Raw genomic sequence first — 2,489 nt, forward strand, 5'->3', positions numbered from 1 at the left:
AACAGACCGCGATCGCTGGCTATATCCGCTGGCGCAACCAGCGCTGCCACCCCAAACGCCACTTCGCCATCAACTCCAAGATCCGACGCCCCGATTACCTACCCAACGTTGCTTGACGCGGCACTAGATTGACGCGGCCTCGCACGCGTAGCACCGCATCCTACGCCGAGGAGCGACGGGGGCATGTCGCTCCTTTTTGACATCCTCGACCTTGAGGGCAATTCCGGCGCCCTTTTTTGACAAGTCGTGAAGAGATCAGCGAACCTCTGTCGATGCCTGCGAATACCTCACAGGTAGTTTGCCGCACTAATTTCACTATCGGCAGGAAGATCGGAGAGCCTAGACGATGCGGGACAAAGTTGTGAAAGCTGGCGTATGCGGTGTCGGCCTCATTGCAGGAGTCGGCTTACTGGTCGGTTGCTCCGAGGCGCCTTGGATGGAACTCTCCCAGAACGCGTCCGCGCCACGCCAACTCCATGACCGTCCGCCACGTACCGCGTCGGGGGCACTGCCCGAGAGTTTGTACGTCGATCCCACCCAGCAGTCCGCTCTGTGGGCCAAGAAGAATCCTTCCGATGAGCGCGCCAAGACCATCGAGGAAACCATCGCCAACAAGCCCGCGGCGCGCTGGTTCGGCGACTGGAACAAACGCATCAGGGCGGAGGCGAGCGGGTACGTCGAGGCGGCCGCCGACGCCGGCAGCCTCCCGGTACTCGTCGCCTACAACATCTACGGGCGCGACTGCGGGTCGCACAGTGCCGGTGGCGTCGAGAGCCCGGACGACTACCGCACCTGGATCACGTCGTTCGCCAAGGGCATCGGATCGAACCCCGCGGTGGTCATCCTCGAGCCCGACACGCTGGCGCAGATCGACTGCATTCCCGACGAGGCCGGCAAGAAGACCCGGCTCGATCTCATCAAGTACGGCGTGGAGCAGCTGGCCGAGCACGCGCCCCAGGCAATGACGTACATCGATGGCGGCAACGCCAACTGGATCCCGCCCGCGACGATGGCCGACCGACTGGCCGCGGCGGGTGTGGGCAAGGCCCGCGGCTTTAGTGTCAACGTCTCCAACTTCTACTCGACGGCCGAGAGCGACACCTACGGCGGAGCGATCCGTAAGGCCCTGGCATCCAAGTACGGCCTTACCAAGTCGTACGTCGTCGACACGAGCCGGAACGGCAACGGCTCAGCGAACGGCGAATGGTGCAACCCCGCCGGCCGCAAGCTGGGCACTCCTGCCCGGCTGGTCGGCCTCGGCGAGCCCAAGGAGTTCGAGCTCTGGATCAAGGCGCCGGGTGAGTCCGACGGCACGTGTGGTGCCGGTGCCACGACGACGGCCGGGGAGTTTTCTCCGGACCTGGCGGCCGGCCTGATCCAGGGTCGCTGACCGGCGGTCCACCGTCGATCCGACGTGACCGGTCGGGGTCTCCGGGCGACGCGGCCCGGGGGCCCCGGCCGGTCCGCCCCTGGCGCCGTTTGCTCCGGGTCACCAACCCCACTCAAAATCGGCTCCCAGCCGTCGCCGTCCGGCCGGGTGAGCACCTCGCCATGGGTATTGCCGGGCTCACTTGCTCGCGAACTCTTCGACGTCCCGGCACTCACCGGGGCCGCCACCGAGGCTGGGCGGGAGACGCTCGTCGAGCTAATCGCCGGGCTCGCTGAGCGGGGCCAGGACCCGGGGAGCGCCTGCTCCCTAGCCTAGCCGTGGTCGACGCGATGGCTTCGCGGCCAGGCGAGTTCCCGACCCGGGGGCCAGTGGCAGCGGATCCAGCCGGGCACCGGTGGTGGGACCGGCCGTGGGTGACGGGCAGAAGGTCAAGCTGGTCAACCAGCTGCTCTGCGGTGTTCACATCGTGGTGGCCGCGGAAGCGGGCCTTCGCGGAGGCCATCGGACTTGACGCGGAAGCGTGCTGGGAGATCATCCGGCATGGCGCGGCGGCGTCGTTCATCCTCGACGACCGGGGCGAACGCATGCTGCACGGGCCTTTCGACCAGCCCAGGAGCGCGCTGGACATCTTCGTCAAGGACATGGGCCTCGTCACTGACGCGGCGCGGGCGGCCGACTACCCGACACCGCTCGCTACCACGGCCGAACAGCTCTACCTCGCGGGCTCGTCGGGCTGGGTTCGGCCGGCTCGATGACTCAGCGGTGATCGAACTGCTGCGCGGCCGACGGTAGGTCAGGCGGGTAGGCCAGATGGTAGGCCCGGCGCGCTGCAGGCGTGCGATCCACCCCGTCGGGGAGAAATCCTGGCATGACCGAACGGAGTGAGGACGCCAATCAGCACAGCACTTTGGTCATGGGGCCGACGAAGGAGATCCCATGACCAGGCAGCTGACCGAACCTCCGGGCGCGCCCGCGGGGCCGACCGGCAGGGTCGCCCCGGTCGCCGCGGCGGCGGCGCTCGGCGGCTTTCTCTTCGGTTATGACACAGCTGTCATCAACGGTGCGGTCGGTGCGGTGCGCGACACCTTTGCCGTCAACC

General features: G+C 67.2%; 3 protein-coding genes. All 3 read left to right on the forward strand.

Translation table 11 applies throughout. The features are described 5' to 3' along the window. Positions 1 to 436: 436 nt before the first annotated feature. The 3 genes from ABN028_RS35060 (at position 437) to ABN028_RS35070 (ending at position 2,145) form a co-directional block, all read left to right on the forward strand. A complete protein-coding gene (locus tag ABN028_RS35060) occupies positions 437 to 1,390 on the forward strand; it encodes a glycoside hydrolase family 6 protein (protein ID WP_349699647.1) in 954 nt (317 codons plus the stop codon). A 147-nt stretch (positions 1,391 to 1,537) separates the two neighbouring features. Continuing rightward, a complete protein-coding gene (locus tag ABN028_RS35065) occupies positions 1,538 to 1,705 on the forward strand; it encodes a hypothetical protein (protein WP_349699648.1) in 168 nt (55 codons plus the stop codon). A gap of 140 nt (positions 1,706 to 1,845) precedes the next feature. Then, the gene (locus ABN028_RS35070) at positions 1,846 to 2,145 is read left to right on the forward strand and encodes an NAD-binding protein (protein ID WP_349699649.1); all 300 of its coding nucleotides are present in this window, start codon (positions 1,846 to 1,848) and stop codon (positions 2,143 to 2,145) included. The last annotated feature ends 344 nt before the right edge of the window (positions 2,146 to 2,489 follow it).

Origin of the sequence: Actinopolymorpha sp. B17G11 (assembly GCF_040196095.1) — a bacterium.
Classification (GTDB): Bacteria; Actinomycetota; Actinomycetes; order Propionibacteriales; family Actinopolymorphaceae; genus Thermasporomyces.